The organism is Spongiibacter nanhainus, from assembly GCF_016132545.1.
GTDB classification, from domain to species: domain Bacteria; phylum Pseudomonadota; class Gammaproteobacteria; order Pseudomonadales; family Spongiibacteraceae; genus Spongiibacter; species Spongiibacter nanhainus.
On record NZ_CP066167.1, the window covers coordinates 460,135 to 476,757 of the forward strand.

The 16,623-nt window shown below is 48.0% G+C and carries 15 protein-coding genes and 2 pseudogenes; 5 read left to right on the forward strand and 12 right to left on the reverse strand.

What is annotated here, in order from left to right:
• Positions 1–130 precede the first annotated feature (130 nt).
• Complete coding sequence (locus tag I6N98_RS02130) at positions 131–1,510, reverse strand: acyl-CoA dehydrogenase family protein (RefSeq protein WP_337924603.1); 1,380 nt, start codon at positions 1,508–1,510, stop codon at positions 131–133.
• Between I6N98_RS02130 and I6N98_RS02135 the strand changes: the two genes are divergently transcribed.
• Positions 1,490–2,512 carry an AraC family transcriptional regulator gene (locus I6N98_RS02135; protein WP_198570185.1) on the forward strand — a complete coding sequence of 341 codons (1,023 nt, stop codon included), beginning with the start codon at positions 1,490–1,492 and terminating at the stop codon, positions 2,510–2,512. The genes I6N98_RS02130 and I6N98_RS02135 overlap by 21 nt on opposite strands.
• A gap of 835 nt (positions 2,513–3,347) precedes the next feature.
• On the opposite strand, the gene I6N98_RS02140 is transcribed toward I6N98_RS02135, so the two are convergent.
• Both I6N98_RS02140 and I6N98_RS02145 read right to left on the reverse strand, forming a co-directional pair.
• Positions 3,348–4,358, reverse strand: a complete 1,011-nt coding sequence (locus I6N98_RS02140) for a helix-turn-helix domain-containing protein (protein ID WP_198570186.1) — start codon at positions 4,356–4,358, stop codon at positions 3,348–3,350.
• A gap of 334 nt (positions 4,359–4,692) precedes the next feature.
• Positions 4,693–5,870 (reverse strand): IS3 family transposase gene (locus I6N98_RS02145; RefSeq protein WP_198570187.1). Its coding sequence is split into 2 segments (ribosomal slippage): positions 4,693–5,612 and positions 5,612–5,870, totalling 1,179 coding nucleotides; the frame shifts between segments, so codons are not numbered across the junction.
• A gap of 117 nt (positions 5,871–5,987) precedes the next feature.
• On the opposite strand from I6N98_RS02145, the pseudogene I6N98_RS18720 reads away from it, so the two are divergent.
• Positions 5,988–6,083 (forward strand): annotated as a pseudogene (locus I6N98_RS18720) (hypothetical protein); the annotation flags it as partial.
• A 64-nt stretch (positions 6,084–6,147) separates the two neighbouring features.
• On the opposite strand, the gene I6N98_RS18725 reads toward I6N98_RS18720, so the two are convergent.
• The 3 genes and pseudogenes from I6N98_RS18725 to I6N98_RS02155 form a co-directional block, all read right to left on the reverse strand.
• Complete coding sequence (locus I6N98_RS18725) at positions 6,148–6,378, reverse strand: transposase (protein ID WP_204997402.1); 231 nt, start codon at positions 6,376–6,378, stop codon at positions 6,148–6,150.
• Complete coding sequence (locus tag I6N98_RS18730; RefSeq protein ID WP_353886472.1) at positions 6,356–6,544, reverse strand: hypothetical protein; 189 nt, start codon at positions 6,542–6,544, stop codon at positions 6,356–6,358. Before I6N98_RS18730 ends, I6N98_RS18725 begins: the two co-directional genes overlap by 23 nt.
• Before the next feature lie 26 nt (positions 6,545–6,570).
• Positions 6,571–7,245 (reverse strand): annotated as a pseudogene (locus I6N98_RS02155) (IS256 family transposase); the annotation flags it as partial.
• A gap of 637 nt (positions 7,246–7,882) precedes the next feature.
• On the opposite strand from I6N98_RS02155, the gene I6N98_RS02160 reads away from it, so the two are divergent.
• On the forward strand, positions 7,883–8,020 hold the full coding sequence (locus I6N98_RS02160) for an IS3 family transposase (RefSeq protein ID WP_198570188.1): 138 nt from the start codon (positions 7,883–7,885) through the stop codon (positions 8,018–8,020).
• Positions 8,021–8,153: 133 nt separating this feature from the next.
• On the opposite strand, the gene I6N98_RS18520 is transcribed toward I6N98_RS02160, so the two are convergent.
• The 3 genes from I6N98_RS18520 to I6N98_RS02170 all read right to left on the reverse strand — a co-directional run bounded on the left by I6N98_RS18520 (position 8,154) and on the right by I6N98_RS02170 (position 9,815).
• A complete protein-coding gene (locus I6N98_RS18520) occupies positions 8,154–8,315 on the reverse strand; it encodes a rubredoxin (RefSeq protein WP_232787434.1) in 162 nt (53 codons plus the stop codon).
• A gap of 27 nt (positions 8,316–8,342) precedes the next feature.
• Positions 8,343–8,516, reverse strand: coding sequence for a rubredoxin (locus tag I6N98_RS18525; RefSeq protein WP_232787435.1), 174 nt, complete (start codon positions 8,514–8,516; stop codon positions 8,343–8,345).
• A 96-nt stretch (positions 8,517–8,612) separates the two neighbouring features.
• Complete coding sequence (locus I6N98_RS02170; RefSeq protein ID WP_198570189.1) at positions 8,613–9,815, reverse strand: alkane 1-monooxygenase; 1,203 nt, start codon at positions 9,813–9,815, stop codon at positions 8,613–8,615.
• 1,215 nt (positions 9,816–11,030) lie between these two features.
• Between I6N98_RS02170 and I6N98_RS02175 the strand changes: the two genes are divergently transcribed.
• A complete protein-coding gene (locus tag I6N98_RS02175; protein ID WP_232787436.1) occupies positions 11,031–13,532 on the forward strand; it encodes a TonB-dependent receptor in 2,502 nt (833 codons plus the stop codon).
• A 29-nt stretch (positions 13,533–13,561) separates the two neighbouring features.
• Positions 13,562–14,011 carry a hypothetical protein gene (locus I6N98_RS02180; protein WP_198570190.1) on the forward strand — a complete coding sequence of 150 codons (450 nt, stop codon included), beginning with the start codon at positions 13,562–13,564 and terminating at the stop codon, positions 14,009–14,011.
• Between the two features lie 632 nt (positions 14,012–14,643).
• Here the strand turns inward: I6N98_RS02180 and I6N98_RS02185 are convergent.
• Genes I6N98_RS02185 through I6N98_RS02195 form a run of 3 tightly spaced genes read right to left on the reverse strand, consistent with a single transcriptional unit; the run spans position 14,644 to position 16,497 of the window.
• Positions 14,644–15,516 (reverse strand): alpha/beta fold hydrolase, encoded by an 873-nt coding sequence (locus I6N98_RS02185; RefSeq protein ID WP_198570191.1) that lies wholly within the window; start codon positions 15,514–15,516, stop codon positions 14,644–14,646.
• Positions 15,517–15,523: 7 nt separating this feature from the next.
• A complete protein-coding gene (locus I6N98_RS02190) occupies positions 15,524–16,015 on the reverse strand; it encodes a PaaI family thioesterase (protein ID WP_198570192.1) in 492 nt (163 codons plus the stop codon).
• 8 nt (positions 16,016–16,023) lie between these two features.
• Entirely contained in the window at positions 16,024–16,497 is a 474-nt protein-coding gene (locus I6N98_RS02195) for a PaaI family thioesterase (RefSeq protein ID WP_198570193.1), read from the reverse strand.
• Positions 16,498–16,623: the final 126 nt, after the last annotated feature.

Consider the following 16,623-nt stretch of genomic DNA (forward strand, 5'->3'; position numbering starts at 1 on the left):
CTACAAAATCCAGCCAGTACCAGCTCACGTGAAAGCCTCGAATGACTACCTGGGACATCGCGTGCTAGGCGAAGATTGCGACAATACTCTGATCTAACACAATTAAGAACCCCCTTTTATTGTGATGCCCTTAGCGGCCAACAATGCCTCGGGAAATCACTTCCTTCATAATTTCAGAAGTGCCTGCATAAATAGTTTGAATGCGGGCATCGACGTAAAAGCGGGAAATAGGGTATTCAACGGTATAACCGTAGCCGCCGAATAGTTGCAGGCATTCGTTTACCGCGCGCAGTTGCATCTCGGTGGTTGCCAGTTTAAGAATTGCTGCATCGTCCACGGTCATAGCGTCGTACTTAAATTTTTCCATATTTTGTTCAAGCAGCGCTTTACTGAGGGCGATTTCGGTTTTAACTTCAGCCAACTTGAAGCGGGTGTTCTGGAACTGGCTGATGGTTTGACCGAAAGCTTTGCGTTCCTGTACGTAAGCCGTAGTGAGATCGAGTGCGCCTTGAGCCTGGCTTACCGCCTGGGTAGCGCAGCCAAGGCGTTCACGGGGTAGCTCCTGCATTAGGTAAATGAAACCTTTGCCCTCCTGCCCCAGCAGAGCGTTGGCAGGTACCCGCAGATTGTCAAAAAACAACTCGGCTGTGTCGCTGGCATGTTGACCAATTTTTTCAATGGACTTGCCTTTGGAAAAACCTGGCAGGCTGGTGTCGACCAGAAATAGGGAAATGCCTTTGGCGCCGGCCTGTGGGTCGGTCTTCGCGCAAACTATCGCAAGATCAGCAAGTATTCCGTTAGTAATAAAAACCTTGGAACCGTTAATAACGTACTCGTCGCCGTCTTTAATTGCGGTTGTACGCATGCCGGCCAGGTCGGACCCGGCGCCAGGCTCGGTCATGGCGATGCAGCTGACCACTTCGCCTGTTACCATGCGAGGCAGCCAATAGTCTTTTTGTTCTTGGGAGCCTATGTTGTTGATATACGGCGCAACGATGTTGGAGTGGATATTGTAGTTACTGCCGAGGCCGCCGTAGCCCAGACGGCCCATTTCCCACGCAATCATTTGGTTGACCTCGAAGCTGGCACCAGCCGCGCCGTAGGATTCCTCCAGGTCAACGCACAGCATTCCGGCTTCACCCATGGTGTTCCAGAATTGCCGAGGAAGCTGGTGGTTCTTCTCCCACTCTTCGTAGTGTGGCGCGACTTCCTGCTCCAGAAAGCGCAGTACCATATCGCGAAACAGTACGATTTCTTCGTTGGTACTTTCGGACATTGGAAACCTCGTTCGTAGGCGGATGTTGGTAGGGGCAAAATCTTGGTCGATGGGAGAGAGTCTGACAATGATAGAAGCTGACGAAAACATATCATTATCGGACATTTGTGCGGTGTTCAGTCTTGAGAAATTGACATAGATATGCAGTTGTGGAGAATAATTTTCTAACATAAGCGGACCTAAAGGCAGGCCGCGAAACGCGGTAGGATTGCTGTGAAACAGGAGATCAAACATACGGTAGCCAGCCACTTTGCCCGTGTACATATTGCCAATGCCGAAAGGATCGGGCTGGATCGCGGCTTGTTGCTCAGGGAGGCTGGCTTGGCCGAGGCGTTGTTGCAGGAACCGAAGGCACGTATCGCGCCTCGGCAGCTAGCGGCAATTTTCCAAACGGTGTGGCGAGAATCTGACGACGAAATGTTGGGCTTGACAGAAGCGCCGATTCGCGTCGGGGTTTTCTCTCTTATTGCAGAGCGGATGGTTGAGTCGGAGACGCTCGGTGATGCGCTGGATGAAATGATGCGCTTTTATCACCTGGTTACAAACAGCTTTTGCTTTGAAAAGCGTGTTGCCGGTGATCAAGTGGCACTGTCCATCGCGTTGGCTAAGCCGGAGTATGACCCCGACAATATACTTATTGAAATGCTATTGTTAATTTGGCATCGTTTTCCCAACTGGTTGGTAGGCCAGCAGATACCCCTACGGGAGGTAAGTTTTACCTATTTACCAAAAGCCTATAAAGAGGAATACCCGCTGCTTTTTCCCGGACTCTGCCGTGTTAAACAGCCCCAGAATATGTTGGTGTGGCCAGCCGAAGTACTGCGGTGGCCAATCCGTCGGAACCGGGAGCAGTTGCGAGGCTATTTGCGGCGTGCACCGCTGCCGTGGTTCCGCAAACAAAAAATTGAGAAAAGTTTTACCGACCAGATAAGTCGATTGCTAGAAACATCATCACTGGATGATTCGGCCAGTTTTACGGAGATCGCTTCGCAACTGCATATGACGGAGCGTACACTGCGCAGAAAGCTTACTGAAGAGGGGAGCTGCTTTCATCGCCTCAAAGGAGATATTCGGAGGGACAGGGCGATTTACTGGTTGAGTAAGGGAGATGTGTCGATTGCTGAAATCAGCCATCATGCCGGGTATGCCGATCCGGCGGCTTTTATTCGCGCTTTCAAGGCCTGGACCGGGCTACCCCCGGGCTTGTACCGACGGCGTTTGCTGGCGGCGGAGTGACCGTAGGGGAGCCCAAAATGCTGTGTTGGTATGCGTATGAGCGAGTTACAAGAAATTATAAAAGCACGCTTAAGTCAGTATCGTCTAGTTAACACGCTAGCGGAGGAGCGCTGCTTTGATAGAGCTTCGAGCGTTAACTCGGCCCTTCGTTTGATATTCCGCTCTACTTGATGGAGTCCTTGAAGGTAGGGTTTTCTAGCTTGAAGCAAACTAACATGAAGGCAGTCATTTGCAAAAATCAGGTGCTCATTTCACTCGTTTCTGGGTTTTTTAACGAGATGTCGCTGGTACGTGCATGGCGCACTTAGCGGTGGTTATCGGGAGGCTGCCGCTGGGGTTTGCTCCATTGTTTCGAAATATGCTTTTTTTGCCACCATCAGAACAGGCATTGCGGGGCCAATCTGACCCTACATAATGCCAAAGCCATGTTCCACTCGAGCGCGGATTCTCGACTTTCTTAAGTTGAAGTCGAACTGAGCTTCAGTAAATGTCCGATATCGGCTGTCTGTCTTTTAAGTCTAGTCCAGCGTGGAGTGATCCTTGCAGATCGCACTACATTTTCCGTTCTAAACCCACTCGCCAAAGATCAGCTCTTGTTCGACGCTGCTCGGCCTACGACTCGTTGCCTGTGGATTGGGGTAGAGGTGGGGCAATTGCTATGACTACTCCAAGCTAGGGGGTAAGGTCACATGTCTTCGAGAAAATGCTACTTGAGACTATTCCAGGAGTGCTTCTCGAGGCTTTTTGTCAGGGAAAGTTGTTTTATCGTTTTTGCGATGCCTCTATGATCAGGGTGAGTAACCTTCGTTCGTTGGCAGCTATAATCAAAGGTGTCCTAATTTTTATTCTTAAAATAGTCTCTTGGTGCTACACCATACCAGCGTTTAAATGCGCGGTTAAAAGAACTTTGTTCAGAATAGCCCAATAAGCCGGAGATCTGAGATATTGGTAGTCTATTATCTCTCATGAATTTTTCAGCCTCCTGCTTCCTGACTGAATCTAGCAGCTGTTCGTAAGTGTATCCGCATTCTTTAAGGCGACGATGTAGGGATCGCTCGTTCATGTTGAGATGCTCAGCTATAAAAGCGCGAGATAGCTTTGCGGTAGGCATTATTTTTTTAATTAAATCCCTAACTTCAGTGTCCAAAGACTGATGTAGTCCCTCATGTTTGTTTTCATCAAGATATTTCACGATTATTTTGTATAACGCAGAGTTACCAGATGGTATTTTTTCCTGAAGGGCTTTGGGGGAGAGTAAATTGCCATTATGGCTTCTGTTGAATTTAACTGTAACGGGAAAATGTTTCTTGTATGTATTTTCACTGGAAATCGGAGCGTGTTTAAACCATATGGCATCGACAATAAGGTGGTGATTTATCATAATCCGAATAATTTCAAAGCACGCTGTAACCATGTGCTCTGTAGCTTGAGGGAACTGCTCGCCCGTTCTGTCACGTATTTCTAGGCTTGCAATTGTGGTACCTGATATGTCTTCCAGAGAAAGCTTTATTGCTGGTGTAAAAAAATAAAGGTAGGCGCCAACTGTTACTATAGCCTTTTCAACCGTAGCCGCTGATATCACTATAAACGCGACAGGCCCTAGTATATTGTGGTCCTGCTTTTTGGCTAGACGAATGCCAAAATCGGAGCAGTTAAATATTTTAGAACAGTCCTCCAATAAATTGCAAAATTCTGAGTAAGGGAATATATAATTTTCGTCTGTAAGTTTTTTTACATCTATATCATGCTTTTGCAAAATTAGAGCCGGGTCACCGTTTAATTCTTTCACCAATTCACAAAATCCATTTAAACATGTCGGCTTTACATAATTTTTTGAATAATCCATTGGTAAAAATCTCCGATTGTAAGAAAGAATTCAACGAGCATGATGGGTGACGCTACTGCTATTTTAGTAAGCTCTTTTTTTATTGCAATTTCTCGCTTTAATTTGTTCTCTATCTAGTGGTTGAAGAAAGGTACAAAAGTAGCATTATGCCGCAGTTTCCCTGCACGATCACGCTGGGCTGTAAGCTTCGTTCCTTTTGCAAAGCTGCAGGTTTCACTATCGTATTGTTAGCATTAAGTCGCGGCCGAAGCTACACTGCTTCGGGCGTTGGCGTCATTTTGTTGTGGCTAGCGCATCGGGGATCGGGATTTTCCGGATAACTCAGGTGTAGTGGTCAAGTAAAACTGGCCACGGGTTTATAAGTTTTCCAGTACATACTTTCTGCCACATTTGGCGGCAGGTCATCGTTGTGTCGATGCGGCCTGATTCCGCTGTAGTAGCCAATCACATAATCCGTGATCGACTGCTTCGCTTCAGCAAAAGAGCGGTATCCCGTTTCCGGTACCCACTCGGTTTTCAGGCTGCGGAAGAACCGTTCCATTGGTGCATTATCCCAGCAGTTACCCCGTCGACTCATGCTCTGCTTTATCTGGTAGCGCCACAAGTGTTGCCGGAAGCGCAGGCTGGTGTATTGAACGCCTTGATCTGAATGGAACAACAAGCCATTAGGCCTTCCTCTCGATTCGTAAGCCATCAGTAACGCCTTACTGGTTAGCTCGCTGTCAGCCTTTAGCGACAACGCCCAGCCAACCGGTTTCCGAGCGTATAGATCCAGCACTACCGCCAGATAAGCCCATCGTTGGCCTGTCCAGATGTAGGTAATATCACCACACCAAACCTGGTTGGGTTTACCCACAGCGAACTGCCGATCCAGTGTGTTGGGAATGGCCACATGCAGCTTCTCAGCCCGTTTATAAGCGTGTTTGGGCAGCTGATTACTCACCAGCCCCAACTCTTTCATCAAACCACCCGCCACATATCGCGTTAGCTTTTCGCCTCGCTGGTTGACGATAGAGGCAACAGTTCTGGCACCTGCGGAGCCACCACTCAACTGGTGTGCGGCACGTACCATCAACTTCAGCTTGCGACGGTAGGGGCTATCGCCTTCTGGGCGACTACGCCAGTACTTGTAACTGCTACGCTGAATATCCAATGTCTGGCACAGCAGCTTTACGGGATAGCTCTCTTGAAGCCGCTGAATTATCGAATATTTTTCAGCTCGTCTGACATCAAGAGAGCCATACCCTTTTTTAAAATGTCTTTCTCTGTTTCAAGGCGCTTAACTTGCCGCTCGAGCTCCCGAATACGACGCTGTTCTGACGTCATAGGAGAGGCATCGTAGCTGCCACCAGAACGTTCTTGCTTGAGTTGGCGAACCCATTTGTCCATCGTGGACTTGCCCACGTTCATGGCTTCGGCGGCGTCTTTCACTGAATAGCCCTGGTCAACGACGAGCTGTGCGGATTCGAGCCGAAACTCGGGGCTGAAGGTCGGGCGTGATGGTCTGGTCATTGGGTCACCTGTAATCGAATGAGGTGATGCTATCACCTCTAATTAGGTGGCCAAATTCACTATGCCACTACAAGGCAACTCCGCGCAACTCTATGAGCATATCTAAGATATACAGCAGAATTTAAGGATGAGTCCGTTCATCAGATCATTGAAACGAAATATTCAGTCAGCGATGCATCGGAGTGGATAGGTGTCTCTGATCACAGCTTGTAAAAGAGGGTTAACGCCGCGACGGGTAGGGTCAAAAATCTTTCGCACATTCTTTGGCGGTGGCTTCTCAAGCTGAGTGTTGTGCCTCCAAATCATGCTGCCTTAGCCAGTCCATTGAGACGTACTTGCGGGTGCCCCATTTGGTGATGGTGATGTGGCGTAACCTGGCTCCGACCAGCATCACTCCCGACTCCCCATCAGGAAACGCTCCGACTACCCGAGTCCGGCGCCGAATCTCCCGCATGATTCTTTCCATCGGATTATTGGTCTTGAGCTTAAACCAAGGGGTTGGGGGGATAGCTGTAGTACGTGAGGGTTCCGTTAAACTTGGAGTCGATCAGGTCGGCGGCTTTGGCCAGCGCCATTTCGCAAAGCTCTGCCACGACTTTGACGGCCCTTTCTTGCGCCGCAGTCCGATTCTCCTGGGCATGAATGGCCTTGAGCATCGCGGCCACCTGCCGCATTTTATTGCGCGGTACATGGCTGAAGCCATTGCGGAAGAAGTGTACGGCACGGCGCAGCGCTGCCAGTCGGCATCGGAGTAGCAGTCGGCGATGGATTCCACCAGACCCGGGCAGGCATCCGAAATGATAAGCTGGACGCCCTTCAAACCGCGCTGTTTGAGGTGTGCCAGGAAGCCACCCCAGCCGGTATTGTCTTCCTCGTGGCCTTCATGAACATCGAGAATGCTACGGTAACCGTCTTGATCAACCCCAATGGCGACCAATACTGAGACATTCTTGGCCTCGCTGGTCCAGCTGTGCTTCAGGACGATGCCATTGAGGTGGACAAAAGCGAGCTTGCCCTTAATGGGCCGGTCACGCCCCGTCTCAATGTGCTGATAGACTTTTTTGTTTAGCTTGCTGAAAGTGCCAGAACTGAAACGGGTGCCACACATGGCATCGGTAATATCCTCGACCCGGCGCTCAGATACACCTGCCAGATACATCTCCATCAGCGCCTCCTTGATGGAAGCTTCCCGTCGCTTGTAGCGCTCAATGATGGCAGTCTCAAAGGCCTGCCTGCGCAGTTTGGGCATCTGCAGCTTGACTTCACCCCCCCCTTGGAGTGGAGCGTGCGCGCGCGTATCAACGCGAACTGGGCTGCGCTCGTAGCGTTGGGCGCCGCACATGGCATCGGCCTCGGCATGCTTTGAATGTGTCAACTGCTCGATGTGTTGGGCGTAGGCATTTATAAGCGGCTTGCTATACGGCTGCCTGACCGAGCTTTTGAGTATTGCCGTTGCTTATACGCAAATCTTAATATGCCAGCTATGATATTTATGTTTTCCCCAGGGTGTTTCAGTAACTCCGTGAAATTGGCGAGCCGTTCGGTGTTCAGCGCTTAATGAAAATCATCCGAAATCACCAAATCAAGTCAGATCGTGGCTATAAGGTATCGTGTACGATCACTCGCTGAACGGCGATAATTGCACCGAATTAGCTAACTCGGGCATTTATTGAGTTATTGCTGAGCAGTCAGATCAATTTTCGGTCACCGATATCACCACTATAAGAACCAGGCTTGGGCTGGAGCTATCTCGCAACTGTAGTCGACCTGCCCTACAGAATAATCCGGGGTTGCTTGATGAAGCCTAATTCAAAAAAACAGTGGTCTAGAAGAGATATTGGCGGCCGCTTGGCGTCGGCGCCCGAGGTAGCGTGAGGCCAAAGAAACAGATCAGGAACCAATACGGCAGTCATGCTTGACCGCGATTCTGTACGAAACACGACTAACAACCCAGTATAAGCCGGTGCGGCAACTGCCGTGATTAAACGGCTGCGGAGTCCTTCTTCATCGGTTTGAAAAAGGAGCAAATCAAGAAACGCATCTGTAAAACCGGTGACGTTGCCCGCACCGATGTGTTCGACTGCATCGAGATGTTCTACAATCAAACCCGCCGCCACAGCCACCTCGGCAGCGTTAGCTTAAGCCTTTGAAGCCACTTTAAAAGCGACGCTTTGTAAATCTATAATATCCCAAGAGGTACCGTTTATCCTTCTAGTTCGCCCCGCGCTTGCATTCCGTTGTGATATGGTATTGTCTTTATATGTCGGATGTTATTTTGGGTTGCTAAATAATATGAAAGAAATCTTCCTTTGGTGCCGAACACTCTAAACAGCACCAGCTGTCATCAAGCTCGGAGAATGGCGTACCCGGCTCGATGCCATCTTCTGGGCAGCCTAGTGCCTCGTCATATATAAACCCGCATGTAGAACACTCAAACTTAGCCATAAAAATGTATCCCCGTTGTTCGATGAGCTATGTTTTATCTATAGCAATAAAGTCAGGTTTTTCGCGAACAAAGCAATCTGGGCAAGGGAAATCCTTTGGCAAATCATCCCATGGCGTCCCCTTGGGGTAGCCCTCTCTGGGGCAGCCATCCTCATTTCGATAGATATATCCACAATCAGGACATTGAAAATCTTTAGACATGTGCTCACCTACATTACATCTCTGCCAGCGTTTAAAAGCTGGCAGGAAGCTTTTCCGGTTAATTATTTACGTTGGAGAAGGGCGATAATATAAAACTCAAGCCCCTGTTAACTTCAGACTCAAGCTTTTGTATTTCTCTTTTTTGTCTGGCGAGATATTAACCTTGTTGAGGTCACCATTAGCCCAGGTAATAACCCTCTGGTCCATCAAGGCAAACCATAATGGAGGGATCATGGCAATACCGAACATGGCGGGATACCCAAATGGCATCGTTGGTACGTTGTCATAATCCCGGAGAACCTGATACGGTTTGGTTGGATGAGCGTGATGATCCGAATGACGCTGTAAATGCAACAAGAGTAGGTTTGAGGCTTTGGAGTTGCTGTTCCATGAATGATGTGGTTGGCACCTTTCATATCTACCCGATTGAAGCTTTTCTCTCAATAGCCCGTAATGTTCAGTATAATTGGCGCATGTTAACTGCCACCAACCATATGCGGCAGATAGTAATAAAAAGGGAATCATAATCCAGCCAAAGAGCGATACAATGATTGAATAGGCCGTTATCGTTATTAATGCTGGTTGAATAATTTCATTACTAAATGACCAAGACGATTTACCGAGTCTTGCGAGTCTCGCTTTCTCTAAGTGCCAGGCTCTTTTGGCTGCGCCGGGTATTTCTCTTAGCATAAACTTATAGATGTTCTCGCCGAGGCGACTAGAGGCTGGGTCCTCGGGTGTCGCAACATCTTTATGGTGGCCCTTGTTATGCTCTATCGTAAAATGACCATATCCACTACATGCCAAGATTATTTTTGCCGCAGCTAATTGCCCCTTGTCATTTACTTTATGTCCAAGTTCATGTCCTGCTACCAAGGCCAAGCCATTTGCAAGGCCTAGGGAAAGAGCGGCGCCCAAGATGCTGAACCAGCCCCATGACAGCCCGTTCTTCGCAACAGCATAGGACATTGCAAATACCGCCACCCAATGCATAGCTGTAGCAAAATACATAAGTTTTACATAATATCGATCCTTCGATAACTCTGCGGAAAGATCCTCATTCGGATTGGCGGGGTCATCTCCCATCAGGTGATCTATAAAGGGAAATATTAAATAAAAGAAGACAACAAATAGCCAGAACCAAGCACCATTACCTGATTTTAGAGCGATATACGCAGAAAGTATCGGCACTAGAGGCAGGGCGAGGGACGACAAATATAAATATTTTTTGCTTGTGACCCATGCCGTGTTCGCCAAAGATAAATGTCCCAAAGGGTCGTTCGCTGCAATCTTCTTCATAAAGCACTCCTGGGGCGCCCTTTGTTATCTGAAAAATAACAGGCGGCGGAATTGATACGTTAAGGCATATTGGCAACGGTAAGTTATATAATGAGAGCGCACTATGTATTGTCATCTCGTTATGTATATTTATCATTTCGGACGATGTTCGGCGTATTTTTTCGTGGAGTTCGGCTGTCTTAGAGGTCCTGAACGATGTTCTAAGTCTAGTGGCTTTTGGTGCCTTCGATTCGTGAATTACTGTTGCAAAACCTTGCAAGTAGGGGTCTAAAATCGATTAAGTCAAGAGCGCCTCGGTCGGGACTTCATTCATCACGAGTAATAATGATTCCAGCTAAGTCGATGTGGTGAGGTGCGTATGCAGGCCTGGTCGCGTCATTCGTAGAATAATTCTGTGCCACATTGGTTTAGGTGTTTTCTATTTTATAGCCTTTGTTGAGGTGTATCCTGAGTGTGGAGATTGGAATACTTCTGATTTAGTGTCTTGGCTTGTGAAAAGCAACCATAGCTAAAAAGTTGCGAAGAGTTTTATCTTTGTGTGCCACTGGGTTGTCATAACCGGACAAATAGGCATTCATGCTTGGCGGATCGTTGGGTGTCTCTATGGGTTTCTGTCGCATATAAAGTCAATGCCCATCAGTGTTCAGGTTGTGGTCGTTATTCGCCTGTCGTGATTGGTGCTTTGGGGTCGATTTTACTTCGCGTAAGGCGAGATTTCGTGCGGTCTGGCTGCTGCGGATTGCACATACCAATAATTGTTTTAAATTGAGTCGCTCACCTGGTTTGGTGATGGGTTACGGGAGGATGAGGGGCCGCTTTGCAAGCGGGGCACCTGGCTTTGCGAAGGCCGCTCGGGCTAAGTATGGGGAGGGGTAATTTTCTTCCGTTGGGGAGATGATGTATGTGACCGTTAATGTAAAAAGAATGTCCTGGTAAGGCAATTAAATTGTTTGGTTGGTAGGTAGTATTGCGGGTCTATCTCTGCAAGAAGCGGTCGGCGTAGAGGGGGTTAAAATAATTGCGTCAGTCCGGATCGTGCCAGTAGGGGTCAGCATTGATTGAGTATGTGGCTCCGTTCGAGGAATCGCTTTTAGAACGTCCATCATTTGGCCGATGGCTGGCTGGAATTTTTGGCCCTGGAGCAGAGGTTGTGGTTTGCCGTCAACCAGTTAGAAGGTTGGCATAATTATAATCGACAAACTTTTGAGGTGATTGATGTTTAATCGTTATGTATATCTTGGTGGCCTAGTGCTGGTCTCCGGGTTTGGCTGTATGAAAGCTGTTCATGCGGCGCCAATGCTTGAGGAGGTTTTGGTAACTGCGCAAAAGAAATCTGAAAGCACCCAGGATACGCCTATAGCGATAACGGGGATGTCGGAAAACACATTGGAAAAATTTGGCTTTTCCAGTGCTAACGATATCTCGGCTCAAGTACCAAATATGCAGGTTAGTGGTCCTTACGGGGATGTTCAGCCGATATTTTCAATCAGGGGGGTGAGTATGTCTGATTACTCCTCTAATCAAGCCAGCCCCATCGGTGTGTACAATGATGAGGCATACATGGGCGCGGTATATACTCATGGGATGAGCTTTTTTGATGTGGCTCGCCTAGAGGTACTCCGGGGGCCGCAGGGAACGCTGTATGGTAAGAATACGACTGGTGGTGCGATAAACATCATAACAAAGACCCCAGAAATTAATGAAGGGTTTCACTACAATATTAAGCAAGGTATCGGTAACTATAATAGCCACAAGGGTGACTATGGTGTTGAGGGTACGTTAATAGAGGATGTTCTGGCAGCAAGATTGGCGTATTCATATTCGCGAAGAGATGGTTACTACGAAAATCGATTTGGCGGAAATGATCTCTCCCAGCAAGATTTTCAGGGGGCCAGATTAGTTCTTAATGCAAATGTTTCCGACAATATAAATATGGTGTTTAAGTACACCAAGGCCAGAAATGACGGCCTAGCTAGCCCTAGTAGAAACGAACCTCGTGGCGATTTATCAAAAAACCCTGCATTGGTTACAGCGCTAGAGACGGCTGGCGTCGGTGTAAATGATCGGCCAAATAATGGTTACATAGATATAGTTGGCTATTCTCGCCCGGCTGAAGGTCTGGATTATTATGAAGTTGACGACAACTTCACTGGTCCTTTGGTCGTTAATCTGGATCAGTTGGTGCATAAGATTGAATATTTGAATGACTCATACACATTGACATCTATTACTTCATATACAGACAATGACTACGCCCAGGCTCAAAACGTTGATGGTAGTCCCGAGGAGCATCTCGAAATTAACTGGTCCGTAGCAACCCAGGCCTTCAGTCAAGATCTTCGGCTATCTACAACCCTTGGCGACGATGTCGACTTAATTGCTGGCGCGTACTATGCCTGGGAAGATCAGCAACTCCATAATATTTATAGCCTTTATGGCACGCCTCCGGATTTGAGAACTGCGGTGACCTTTCCTGGTGTTACCGGTTACTATCCCTACCTTCTTGACTTTGGTGCTCTTGACCAGAAAATGGACACAGAGAAGGAAAGCTTTGCTGTTTATTCTCAGCTGAGATGGAATATTACGGCGCAGCTCGGCATGGATTTTGGGCTACGCTATACGGAGGACAGTGTTGATCTTCGCTACTTGAACATCTCCCGCGTCGGCTACGATGGATCACCTCGCGGAACATATGTACCGGGGAATACGACAGGTGTCGATAACATTTTTATACCCCTCAACGTCGCTGGTCAGAGTCCGTTAGAGCCTGGGCTGCTCATACAGCAGCTGCTGAGTGGTGATCTAACATTGGACGATATTTTGCTATCAGCTCGTACAGGCTATACCCATGGCCCGTACACCACAGAATCGGCAACACCGATGAGCTCAAAGGAGAAAGAGTGGACGGGTAAGCTTGGCATTGACTACAGATTTAATGATTCGCTTATGGTTTATGCGTCATACAGTAAAGGCTTTCGCTCGGGCAATTTCAATTCAGGTGTTTACTATGAGGAGCGTGATTTTGAAAATGCCTATGCTTCGCCAGAATTTCTTGACGCTTATGAGTTAGGTTTTAAGGCTGACTTTTGGGATAGAAGGGGGCGTGTCAATAGTGCCTTTTTCTATTATGACTACACAGATCAACAATTTATTAATGTGGTTGGTGTGTCTAACTTCCTCGAAAATGCCGGTGGCTCGAAGATAATCGGGTTTGAGTCGGAGATGTTTTTTGCCCTTACAGAGAAGCTAACGGCGCAAATTGGTGTTGGTATTCTTGAAACTGAATACACGGAGCTGGAGCTTTCAAATGTTCAGACCGTTAATGATGACGATGATGTTGTTGACCTGTCTGGGAATGAGTTAATTTCGGCGCCGAAAATAAGCGCTAACGTTTCAATTGACTGGGAGCTGTTAAGTAATTCCTACGGCTATCTTAGCTTAAATGTAAACGGTAATTATCAGGACGATCAGTGGTACAGCGCGTACAATGATAAAATCGGTTACGACAAAATTAAGCAAGATGCTTACGCGATATATAATGCAAGAGTTACCTGGTTTTCACACAATGAAGATTATAGTGTGGCGTTGTGGGGGAAAAACATTACAGAAACCAAGTACGACGGGTATGCAATAAATCTACAAGCAGGTTTTGGTTTTGATTACTTCCAGCAAGGTGCGCCGGCAACTTATGGGCTTGAATTTACCTATAGATATTAAAAAATTAATAAACAATTGAGAGGTGTTATATGAAAATATTAAAGGTCTTACTGATTTGCTTTGCTTTGTTTTCATGGAAAGTGCCTGCATTGGCTCTTGAAGTGCCAATTTTAGGATCCTTAACGGTTGGGAACCAGGGGCAGGGCCTGGCTGCGATACTTCCTGTTACTTCAGTTTTGATCGGGGACAATAATATAGTCGACAAAGTGTTGTTTAATGAAAATCTTACTGTGTTGTCGAGTTTGCCAATTGTTGGTAGTCTGCCGGGCTTAGATGGTCGTGGCCTTCCAGTGGTTGGCGGAGTAGAAGAGGCCGTTAACATCGTTAATGGGCTTTTAGGGGTTGTGTTAATAACCCCAGTTTTGAGTGATGGTGACATAGCTATATTAGATGACGCAGGAGTTTATAATCTTTTACTGGGCGGTAATATACTGCCGAGTTCGGATTTCCTTGCTCTAGATGCGGTGCTGGAGAACTAGAAGCGCGGCAGTTTGAGTGTGAATGGATTTAGCGCTATAAGCAGAATTTATCACCAGCTTCTAAGAGGAAGGTCGGCCGAGATGTAGTGTGTTAGGCTGAATACTTTCGAGTAATCGTGCGAGGGTTAGCAATGCCAATAAAAGGTAAACGTATGCCAGAAATACGGTTTTACCGAGCTAACCTTCGCCACTATAGTAGTGGCAAATTAGTTCAGACAAATCGTCGTTTGGATTAAACGCACTCGTTGGCAATGCCAAAACATCAAGAAAGCGTTGGGGCAAACCCAAACTTTTACTAACGCGGTACCTTGCCTGGGTTTGACCGTAAACTACGCTAAGCATTGATGCGGTTTTAGTCTTCTCTCGAATATTCATCCCGAGGTGGAGGTGAGCCACGATTTTCGTTATGTTTTAATATTGTTAGTAAATGTCTGTTGTCATGTCGTAGTCCGCATAGGAAAACCCCTGACATTAGGTTTAGCAGAGTTTTCTACTATGAACGACTGGGTTTTGGGTGTGCTTGCTAAATTGCGGAAAGGTCAGTCACTGCAGGTGCAGTATTCAGTCGTAATGCCCGCGGGCGTCTCGATTAGCAAAAGCAGTGGGATCGGTAGCTATAAACGTTGATTGTCTTACTTTTGCGAAACAAGACGATGAATGGCGGCGCGTACTGTATCGCTTTTTTCCATCGGAAGAAAATGGGTTGTATCCTCGATCACTTTAACGTCTGCGGAAGGTAGTAAGGTTTGCAAGCGTTCGCGTGCGGCTAACGAGAAAGTTGATCCTCGGTCCCCGGACAAAGCGACTACTGGGCAACGTAACTGGCGAATACCAGGCCATGGATTGTGTTCAGTCTGAGCAAAGGTGGTGCTCTCCCACTCCGGCGAGCAAGCAAGGCGTATGTGATCCTCGTGATCCATGAAAGCAAAGCGAACATAGGCCTCTAGCCAGGTATCAGGCCAAGTTTTGAAAATACCTCTGCCACGGTAGTGATTCACCGCAGCTTCGTGCGACTCAAAGACTGCGCGCCGACGCGCAGCTCCCGCAGCAAGCGCTAGGCGTTGTGACCGGCGCAGCCGTTTGACGAGCCACATCTCCAGACCCTGTTTTCTATCCATAATTACAGGCTCCGCAAGAATCAATCCGAGCACTTTCTCTGGGCGACGGGCCGCGGCCATGATGCTTGCGGTTCCACCGATTGAATGGCCGGCCAACCAAATCGGTGTATCGAGGTGATCCAGTAGCGTAGTTAAATCCTGATAGTAGGTTTCCCATCCGCGGAATGTCGAAGCTTCTGCTGCATTGGCACTGAATCCATGACCTCTCATGTCCCAAGCCAGGACATTGCATTCGGCCTGAATATCATCAAGGAGTGGCTGGTATAGGCGACCATGAAATCCCGTAGCGTGTGCCCAGTGAAGCATTGGGCGCGATTGAGACTGTGGCCAGCGCCAGAATGAGATTGCTTGTCCGTCTGTAGCTTGAAATTCGCTTCGCCGAGGCATGGTCTGTCTACTGCTCCTGAGCTTCTGTATTCGTGGCGACTACTGCCGGGAGTAACAGCTGGACTCGTCCGCTGGCAATCGGTGCAGCCCTATTGTCTTGCCAACACATTACCTCGACCAGGCTTGTTCGCCTGCCTTGTCGAATAATTTCTGCGCTGGCGAAAGTCGGACGGATAGCCGCGAAGCGCAAATAGTTAATGTGGCTGTCTAGAATGCGTGGGCAACGGTTGTCTTTATCTCGACGTTGAGCAGCCGTCCGTGCGGTCAGCTCGATTAGTGCGGCTAGAACGCCGCCATGGAGCGCGGGTAACTTAAAGTTGCCGATCAATGCCTCACGATAGGGCAAATGAATTAAGACTCCTCCATTGTCAGTTTGGGCCTGAAGCCCAAGATGCCGGGCATACGGAATGCGTTCCAGTAAGCCTTGCCAGGCTAAGCACTCGTCGGGGCTATTGGCGGCGCCAGCGGCCTGGTATTTCGAATTACCGGTAGTGCACATACATCCCCCTAGGCGCGTTCATTTGCTAGAATTCTTCCACCTGGAGTGTTGCGCATAAAGGTTGCATTCGCTGTCGCCAGTAGCTCATGGCAGCCTTCATGGAAAATGTTGCAATGAATGAATGCGACCTCCTCTGTTAACTTGGGGCAGGTTGCTACCGCCAATAGGGCGCGATCGCCCTTGGCTGGTTGAAAGTAATCCACCCGTAAATCTAGCGTGGCAATTGGTGACGAATCTCTTGCCTCTGCAAGCACGGCTAACCCGCTGGCTGAGTCTGCCAGGGAGTAAAGCACACTGGCGCAGAATTCCTCGGTATTATCGTCGACGAACAACCGCGGGTTGGGCGGCAAGCGAATACATGCTTGGTTTTTGGTGATAGAGATAATCTGCATGCCCAGATCCCTGCTGTGAGGGACTTGTTCGGTAAACTGCCAAGCTATCGCTGTGGCTGAATTCCACTGATTATGCTTCGAATCTGTCATTTAGGATTTCGCAGCTTGCTCTATATTTCTAACTGGTTAGCGTTGGCGGGAATCGCTACTTTTTCATTGGTCATTGTCATCGCATTGACAGCCCGCATATCATTCGTGTCTAATTTTGGTTGGTTA

What these genes read in the sequence shown, in the direction of transcription:
- I6N98_RS02130 (WP_337924603.1), bottom strand. Translation starts at nt 1,510, where the DNA reads ATGTTTGATCTCCTGTTTCACAGCAATCCTACCGCGTTTCGCGGCCTG.
- I6N98_RS02140 (WP_198570186.1), bottom strand. Translation starts at nt 4,358, where the DNA reads ATGGATTATTCAAAAAATTATGTAAAGCCGACATGTTTAAATGGATTT.
- I6N98_RS18730 (WP_353886472.1), bottom strand. Translation starts at nt 6,544, where the DNA reads ATGCGGCAGGTGGCCGCGATGCTCAAGGCCATTCATGCCCAGGAGAAT.
- I6N98_RS18520 (WP_232787434.1), bottom strand. Translation starts at nt 8,315, where the DNA reads ATGGCTAAGTTTGAGTGTTCTACATGCGGGTTTATATATGACGAGGCA.
- I6N98_RS18525 (WP_232787435.1), bottom strand. Translation starts at nt 8,516, where the DNA reads ATGTCTAAAGATTTTCAATGTCCTGATTGTGGATATATCTATCGAAAT.
- I6N98_RS02170 (WP_198570189.1), bottom strand. Translation starts at nt 9,815, where the DNA reads ATGAAGAAGATTGCAGCGAACGACCCTTTGGGACATTTATCTTTGGCG.
- I6N98_RS02175 (WP_232787436.1), top strand. Translation starts at nt 11,031, where the DNA reads ATGTTTAATCGTTATGTATATCTTGGTGGCCTAGTGCTGGTCTCCGGG.
- I6N98_RS02180 (WP_198570190.1), top strand. Translation starts at nt 13,562, where the DNA reads ATGAAAATATTAAAGGTCTTACTGATTTGCTTTGCTTTGTTTTCATGG.
- I6N98_RS02185 (WP_198570191.1), bottom strand. Translation starts at nt 15,516, where the DNA reads ATGCCTCGGCGAAGCGAATTTCAAGCTACAGACGGACAAGCAATCTCA.
- I6N98_RS02190 (WP_198570192.1), bottom strand. Translation starts at nt 16,015, where the DNA reads ATGTGCACTACCGGTAATTCGAAATACCAGGCCGCTGGCGCCGCCAAT.
- I6N98_RS02195 (WP_198570193.1), bottom strand. Translation starts at nt 16,497, where the DNA reads ATGACAGATTCGAAGCATAATCAGTGGAATTCAGCCACAGCGATAGCT.